The following is a 7110-nucleotide window of genomic DNA, read 5'->3' as shown; positions in this document are numbered from 1 at the left end:
CAGTCGGCGAGACGGAGCCGGAAAACCAGACCTTTCCACAGTGCCTCAGAGCACGCCCGGGTGATGTGGATCCGGTTCGCGAACTCCCATACGGGCCAGCGGCATTACGCCAGCGCAAACAGGCCGGACAGATGGCAGCATCCGACTACCGCCAAGACCCGATTTTACTCTTGCATTTTTCGGGGCGTCCACAGATGGATTTAAGAAGGTCTGCTCCTGTTGTCGCGCGCGGGCCTTGCGGCGGTGCGATTAGATCAAAAAGCGAACAAACTGCTCTTATTCCGCCGCGATCGGTGATGCGCTAAGCCTTCGCTTGAATCGGAGCGAGCGACCCTATGGCAAAGCGAAAGACCGCGCTGGAACACCTGAACAACGGACGCGAACCGCACGTTGTCCATATGATTCCGCCCGGTGCTCCCGGTTATCGTGAGGCCGATGGCGGGGCGATGGTTGTCTCATCCCCAGCAGAGGTAAACGCCATTGTGCGCACACTCAAGTCGGGAGAGGTCGTTACGCTTGATGACCTTCGCGCCGCAATCGCCCGCCGCCATAAGGTTGCGGTGGCCTGTCCCGTTTCGACTGCGATCTTCCTCAATATGTGCGCGCGCGCAGCAGAGGAGCAGCGCGCCATTGGTTTGCCTGAAGGTGAGCTTACGCCCTGGTGGCGCGTGCTGAAGAAAGGCGGCTTTCTCAATCCCAAATACCCCGGCGGCACCGAGGCGCAGCAGGCGCTGCTGGAAGCCGAGGGCGTGCGCGTTTCACCGCTGCGTAAGAAGCCTGCCGTGTTTGACTATGCGGAGCGGAAGCCGACGGATCCGCTGGAGAGGCGCACATGATCCGGAAGGCCTTGCTAGCGCTTGCCGCGCTAGCAGTGCTTGCCCTCGGCGGACTTTACGCCTTGGGTCTTTCAATCCCCGCAACCACCAGAACCGAGCGTGAGGTGCAATTCGCAGCATCGCCCGAGCAGGTCCACGCTCGTATCAGCGACGTTCGCGGCCAAAAGGCGTGGCGTAGCGATATCGGCAAGGTTGAGGTCAGCGGCGACGGCAAGCAATGGACCGAATTCCCCGACGACGGAAGCACGCTTGCCTTTCGGTTGATCGAGAGCCGTCCCGCAAGCACCTTCGTCATCGCCTACAAGTCATCGCTTGGTTTCGAGGGAAATTGGCGTGCCGGGCTTGAACCCGATGGCAACGGCACACGCGGCGTGTTTGCCGAAAAGGTCACGATCCCAAATCCTTTCCTTCGGGCAATCGGTCGTGTGACCAGTCCACCGGGTCAGCATCTTGACCTTTACCTACAGGATCTCCGGCGCGTAACTGAACCCCAATGATGAACCGCGGCTGATCGCGGCAGGAGCGGGGTCGCTTTGAGAATTTCCGCTTCCGAGGAAAAACCCACCGAAGCTGCTCGGCAGGACTCTGGCGGTGCGATACCACTGCGATGGTAGGCTGGCAAGCTGCCGAAGGGTTGATTCAAGGTCATTCATAGGCAATCTCCGCAAGGTTTCAACCACAATACGCAGGCAGCACGACTACCCCTTAAAAAATGCGGTCCGCACGCGCTGCGGCCGAAGCCATCCGCCGCTCCACGCCACGCAATACATTACCCGCGCCCAGAAAAATTGCCATCGCGGGGGCTCTATGATGTCTTGCCTTCGCAGTGCCGCAGATCAATGGCTGGCCGCGCGCTGAGGAATCGCGTAGATCAGGATGATGATTGCGATGCCTAGCACCAGCGAGGCACCGCCGCGGCTCAGTTCGAGCCCGCCATGAGCGACCGGCTTGTCAAGAAAGTCCCCGACGACCGCGCCAAGCGGGCGCGTCAGGATAAAGGCCGACCAGAACAACATGACCCGGCTGATCGGCGTCTTGAAGTAAGCAAGCGCAACCAGCGATAACAGCCCGCCAAATATCAGAGCAGCTCCGAGATATCCGAGCGAGCCGTCGGCGACCCAATCGCCCAAGGCGGTGCCCAGGGTCTGCGACAGGGTGATCGTGATCCAATAATAGAGTTCTGCGCGCGGTTCATGCACCGAGGCGACCGAGACCGTTCCCGTTGCCGAACGCCACACGGCCAACGCGCTGAGTAATGATACAAGCAGCAAAAGCGAACCGCCAGCATAGCCGATGCCTATTGACCGCGTCGCGAAATCGGCCAGCGTTGTCCCGGCGGTGGTGGAAGCGATTATGGTCGCCCAGTAGAGGAAGGGGCGAAACCGGCTTGCCCGGATTTGCCACGCTACGAACAGGCCAAGGGCGGCAACAAAGATTGCGCTGCTCAATAGATAGCCGAAATTGAATGACATGCTGAGCGTATCGCCAGCGGTCTCGCCAAAGGTGGTCGCAAGGATTTTGATAATCCAAAAACCAAGTGTGACAGCCGGCACCTTGGTCAGCGCATCGGTGAACTCGGCTGAAGAGTGGTTTGTGACATCCGACATCGTCTGGAACTCCCGTTTGAATGATCAGCGGGCTAGCGATGCTTGGGCAGGCACGCCATAAGCAGGCGCTCAAAAGCAATGCCCTCAACGAAAGCGCATGATAATGGCCGCCACTGTCTCTGCCCATTCGGGCCAGCCCGACCGCACCGTGCTGCTCAGCATTGCAGGTCTGGTCGTCCAATCAGCGGCCGCTGCTTATTTCATCATCGACGGCGTCGATGATGTGCTTGGCCAGCTTCGAAGCGGGATAACCAGCGAGGTCGCGATGGAATGTCTGGTCGCGCTCGCGCTGGTGCTGGCAATCATTATCAGCGCGCGCCAGCTACGGATGGCGTTGGAGGCAGCAAAGCGGCAGCAGGCCGCACTGGCCGTCGCGCGCGGATCGATCGCAGAACTGCTGGATATCAAGTTTAACCATTGGGGTTTGTCACCTTCTGAGCGTGAAGTTGCACTCTTCGCACTTAAAGGATGCAACATCGCCGAGATAGCAAGGTTGCGCGGCTCAGCAGAAGGAACCGTTCGCTCGCAACTCAGCCAAGTCTATACAAAGGCGGAAGTTACAAGCCAGTCGATGCTCATCGGCCAGTTTGTTGAGGAGTTGGTCTGAGAGCCGCCTTACAGGTTGATACCGCGCATGCGCAACAGCGCGGCCATGCAAGCATAGAGCAGCATGGTCATTGCACAGCCGATGCCGAGCGCAGGCCAGAAATCCAGCCCACGTCTAAGCAGCACAGAAATCAGAAGGAACATCGGCAGGCTGGGTAACACATACCAGAAGGTCGCCGTCGCATGATCAGCCATCCGCACCGGGTCGGCCGTGTCCCGCCACAGCCAGATCATGCCAAGGACCGAAATAAGCGGCAACGAGGCTACCAGCGCTCCGAGCCCAGCGCTGCGCCGTGCAATCTCTGAAACTGCAATGATGATGATTGCGGACAGGGTGGCTTTCAATAGCAGATACGTCATGGATGAAGTGCCTCTTGCCCGCATGATGCTGCTTCGCAGTGGATGGTCACGTGTTCGATCTCAAAGTCCTTTGCGAGCATGGCACCGATGGCCTTCCGCAAAGCATTCGCATTCGCCCCTGATACTAATGCAACATTCGCGGTGAAGCTGATATCGTTTTCCGACATCGACCAGGTGTGCAGATCGTGCGTGCTGACAACGGCCGCCACGGCATTGATGGCTGCGCGCACTTCGTCGAGCTCAATCCCCGCGCGGACAGGTTGGAGAAGGATGTGCGTCGTATCGCGCAGCAGGATCCATATGCGCGGCAGTAGCCACAGGCCGATCGCTATTGCTACGCCCGGGTCGATCCAGGTCCAGCTGGTGAAACAAATGACGATCGCCGCAGCAATCACGCCGGACGAGCCCAGCGTGTCCGCCCAAACCTCGAGAAAGGCATCTTTGACATGTAGGGTCGTACCCATTGATCGCATCATCGGTTGGAGAATGGTCCGCTGCAACGGGTCGTTGGAGCATTGAAAATGTATCGGACACAGGTCATCTCCGCATGGCGCGTGGGGTAAGACAGCTGCAGAGCCGCAGCGATCCCAGCGACAGTCAACATCGCGCAGAATTCCACAAGGCCGATTTGCCACCCGGCGGCCGCGATCAGCGCCGCCGCAGACAGGACCAGCAGCAGCCAGCCTCCGCCGCGCAAGGCCTGTGCACGCATGGAATCCACTGCGATGCCCGCAGCGCGCGCGTGCCTAGGCATGACAAGCGCAAGCGCTGCAAACCCGGCAAACGCCGCGCAGAAGCTGATGAGATGAGCCAGCTTGGGAACACGAAGTCATCACTCGTGCCGCCGCGCCGCAGCAGCCATGTTACGCTGTTGTCCTCGCGAAACGCATCGAAATCTGACAACATTTGCAACCGTCGGGCGAGCTCCGATGGCCGCTTTTGTCGAAGTCCGACGATCAGTGAACCGGCAACAAGTGGGTGGATTGGCGGCCGGCAGCTTTTCCACCCGATTGTAGTCTGTCGCCCACTTTTGCGCCCAGTTTGGTCAGCTCTCCAGCCTCAACCGCCCTTTTCCGAAGCTGGCTTACCGGCAGCCAGGGTCTTCACCGCGACCTCGGCCCTCGCTTGCGCTTCCCGGATGCAACCGCGCTCGCGGCGGCTGTTGCGCGGCAGGCTTTCCACGGCCTCGCTTCTGCACACTACGCTCGCCGCGCGCTGAATGCGCACCGTCAAGATGCGTTGCCCTTCGGTCGAACCGAGATCGAGATCGTCCGCCTTGACTGCAATGCTTCGCGGAACCGGGGCCGCGACAGCAGGGGCTGAAGCCGCTACTGTGACTACGGCAAGCAGGATGTGAATGAGTTTCATGGTCATTTCCTTGGCCAATCGGTCGCTCGCCAATTCGAGCGACGACGCATCAGAATGTGCAGGGCCGAGGGCAGTTAGGCTGTCCGGTTTTCAAACTCGGTTGATCGTTTTTGGATCGCACCATGATGATGGAAATCGAGCAGACTGGGCGATTTCGAAATCGGCTTGTTGCTTCGTCCGCGCTCTGGCAGCCAAGGACCCATGACAGCGTGGGACCAGGTAGATCAAATGGCGCGCGGCGGGTCGATCGCCTTGCTGGCGCAGTGGAGCTGGATCCTGGTCCGCGACCATTGGCGCGATGTGCCGGCCCGGCTTGCGGTAGCGATGAATGTCGGGATCTGCAGCTACTTGATTATAACGGCAGGCATCTTTGGCAAGCCAAGCCTGATTGGTCTGCTGTTTGCGCTGGGTGCAGGAGCGACACCGGGCCTGTTCTGGCTGTTCGCCAAGGCGTGGTTCAACGATGAAAAGCGTGTCGCCCCGATCAGCGCGCTGCTGGTGGGCCTGTCGGTGGCCAATACGTTGGTGGTCCAGCTGACATACCCCCACGGCGGGACTGCTAACGCCATTTCCGCAGTGCTGTTCCGGGCTTCCATGCTGACCTTTGCGGGCGCTGCTTTATGGGAAGTATGGCGTAGTAGAGAAGGCGACCTGGTCGAGCGCCGACGGCGGATTAGGCCCGTGCTGGTTTGTGTCGTGGCGATTTGTGTCATTTCTATCGCCTTTGTCGAAGTCGCAGCATCCCCCGGCACACCTGCCGCTTCGTGGAGGCTGGCAGTGGCGACCGGCTCACTGCTGGCAGTGTTCAGCTTTTGCGCGGTTTTGCTTCGGATGCGCCAAGGCGACATGTTCGGCCCGGTTGAGTCCACGGGCGTGACAGCGAAAACTCCGCGCAACCTGGGCGAAGATCCCCTTGCTGCCCGTTTGCTACAGTTTATGGCAGCGCAGATGCCCTACCGCGACGAGACCATGTCCATCGCAAAGCTCGCCGCGCTGCTGGGCGAACAGGAATATCGACTGCGCCGCACGATCAACGGCCAGCTGGGCCACCGCAATTTTTCATCGTTTCTCAATAGCTATCGTCTCTCCGAGGTGAAGTCCGCGCTGGCCGACCCTTCGCAGCGCGATGTGCCGATCATCACCATTGCGCTGGACGCAGGGTTCGGCTCGCTCGGCCCCTTCAACCGTGCGTTCCGCGAGGCCGAAGGCATGACCCCCAGCGAATATCGCGCCCGCCACCTGACCGATTCCGGAATCGGCTAGCCGGATTCGGACAAGGCAACGCAGCAGCTACTGGATGCAGGAAGGGGGCGAGGATCACCTGCAAGAAAGTCGCCGCCATGACCACTAGAATTCCCCCGCTCGATATCCTTCTCGAAAAAGGGCTCTATATCTTCGCCATCGACGGGTCGCGCTATCTGATCGCCGGGTCGGTCACCTTTGTGTTGGTGTGTATGCTGCGGCGCACGGTGCTGACTGTGCGCAAGATCCAGAAGCGCGAAGCCACCGCCGCTGATATGCGGCGCGAGGTCGCGCAATCGGCACAGTCGGTGTTTGTCTATATGATCGGGGCGTGCTTTCTAATCTGGGGCCGCGAGGAAGGGATATTCTACGACGTCTTCGGCGTCAGCTTCGGCATCGGGGTGGATTTGCTGATCCTTGCCGCGATCATCATCGCGCATGATGCCTATTTCTACTGGGCGCACCGCCTGATGCACCACCCGCGCCTGTTCCGGTATTTCCACCGCGCGCACCACCGTTCAATCACCCCGACGCCTTGGGCCGCATACAGCTTTGCCATGCCGGAAGCGGCGGCGATGTTCCTGTTTGTGCCGCTGTGGCTCTTTTTCGTGCCGACGCCGGGGTGGGTGATGGTGGTATGGCTGAATTTCCAGATCATCCGCAATGCAATGGGGCATGCCGGGTTCGAATTCTTCCCGCGCTGGTGGCTGGATACCCCGCTGACCCGCTGGATCAACACAACGGTGCACCACGACTTGCACCATAACGGCGGCTTCAACTCCAATTTTGGGCTCTATTTCACGTGGTGGGACAAATGGATGGGCACCGAGCACCCGAGATATCATGAGAAGTTTCGCGAGGTGACGGTACGCACGCAGGCAAATGCGGCGATGGCAAGCAGCGAAGTGACCGCCTCAACAAGCCACGCTTTAGGCGATTGAGCAATGAAACCACGTTTGCGGAACGAGCGATTTGGGGTCGGTTCTCGAACGGCAGAGATTTTTCAGAAGCGAGGTAAAGTGGCCATGCCGGGATTGAGGGCATAGCGTGGGAGGTACGCCAAGCAACGCTAAGGACGAACAATACCGGAA

The 7110-nt window shown here is 59.7% G+C and carries 11 protein-coding genes; 6 read left to right on the top strand and 5 right to left on the bottom strand.

The genetic code is table 11. From position 1 onward, the window contains the following. The 3 genes from AX692_RS20485 to AX692_RS18925 form a co-directional block, all read left to right on the top strand. Window positions 1–305 (top strand): hypothetical protein (locus AX692_RS20485; RefSeq protein WP_230961040.1); only part of this gene is annotated, 305 nt, incomplete at its 5' end. Window positions 306–335: 30 nt separating this feature from the next. After that, the gene (locus tag AX692_RS18930) at window positions 336–836 is read left to right on the top strand and encodes an MGMT family protein (protein ID WP_066045710.1); all 501 of its coding nucleotides are present in this window, start codon (window positions 336–338) and stop codon (window positions 834–836) included. Then, complete coding sequence (locus AX692_RS18925) at window positions 833–1333, top strand: SRPBCC family protein (RefSeq protein ID WP_066045713.1); 501 nt, start codon at window positions 833–835, stop codon at window positions 1331–1333. Before AX692_RS18930 ends, AX692_RS18925 begins: the two co-directional genes overlap by 4 nt. 339 nt (window positions 1334–1672) lie before the next feature. Here AX692_RS18925 and AX692_RS06015 read toward each other — a convergent pair whose 3' ends face one another. Then, window positions 1673–2443 (bottom strand): hypothetical protein, encoded by a 771-nt coding sequence (locus AX692_RS06015; RefSeq protein ID WP_066045716.1) that lies wholly within the window; start codon window positions 2441–2443, stop codon window positions 1673–1675. A 103-nt stretch (window positions 2444–2546) separates the two neighbouring features. Here AX692_RS06015 and AX692_RS06010 point away from each other — a divergent pair, with 103 nt between their 5' ends. Continuing rightward, window positions 2547–3050 carry a helix-turn-helix transcriptional regulator gene (locus tag AX692_RS06010; protein ID WP_066045721.1) on the top strand — a complete coding sequence of 168 codons (504 nt, stop codon included), beginning with the start codon at window positions 2547–2549 and terminating at the stop codon, window positions 3048–3050. Window positions 3051–3058: 8 nt separating this feature from the next. Here AX692_RS06010 and AX692_RS06005 read toward each other — a convergent pair whose 3' ends face one another. The 4 genes from AX692_RS06005 to AX692_RS05990 form a co-directional block, all read right to left on the bottom strand. After that, window positions 3059–3409 carry a DUF3147 family protein gene (locus AX692_RS06005; RefSeq protein WP_066045724.1) on the bottom strand — a complete coding sequence of 117 codons (351 nt, stop codon included), beginning with the start codon at window positions 3407–3409 and terminating at the stop codon, window positions 3059–3061. After that, complete coding sequence (locus AX692_RS06000; RefSeq protein WP_066045727.1) at window positions 3406–3873, bottom strand: cation diffusion facilitator family transporter; 468 nt, start codon at window positions 3871–3873, stop codon at window positions 3406–3408. Before AX692_RS06000 ends, AX692_RS06005 begins: the two co-directional genes overlap by 4 nt. Window positions 3874–3881: 8 nt before the next feature. Beyond that, window positions 3882–4211: a DUF3325 domain-containing protein gene (locus tag AX692_RS20800; protein ID WP_353611457.1), complete on the bottom strand. Its 330-nt coding sequence runs from the start codon at window positions 4209–4211 to the stop codon at window positions 3882–3884. A gap of 257 nt (window positions 4212–4468) precedes the next feature. Further along, on the bottom strand, window positions 4469–4777 hold the full coding sequence (locus AX692_RS05990; RefSeq protein ID WP_066209212.1) for a UrcA family protein: 309 nt from the start codon (window positions 4775–4777) through the stop codon (window positions 4469–4471). 201 nt (window positions 4778–4978) lie between these two features. Between AX692_RS05990 and AX692_RS18920 the strand changes: the two genes are divergently transcribed. Together AX692_RS18920 and AX692_RS05980 are read left to right on the top strand one after the other, a co-directional pair. After that, entirely contained in the window at window positions 4979–6040 is a 1062-nt protein-coding gene (locus AX692_RS18920; RefSeq protein ID WP_081095166.1) for an AraC family transcriptional regulator, read from the top strand. A 77-nt stretch (window positions 6041–6117) separates the two neighbouring features. Next, window positions 6118–6960: a sterol desaturase family protein gene (locus tag AX692_RS05980; RefSeq protein WP_066045738.1), complete on the top strand. Its 843-nt coding sequence runs from the start codon at window positions 6118–6120 to the stop codon at window positions 6958–6960. Window positions 6961–7110 lie beyond the last annotated feature (150 nt).

Origin of the sequence: Erythrobacter donghaensis, from assembly GCF_001557325.1 — a bacterium.
In the GTDB taxonomy this organism is placed as follows: domain Bacteria; phylum Pseudomonadota; class Alphaproteobacteria; order Sphingomonadales; family Sphingomonadaceae; genus Erythrobacter; species Erythrobacter donghaensis_B.
Note: the sequence above shows the minus strand (reverse complement) of the source record. Positions and strands in the feature narration are given on the sequence as shown.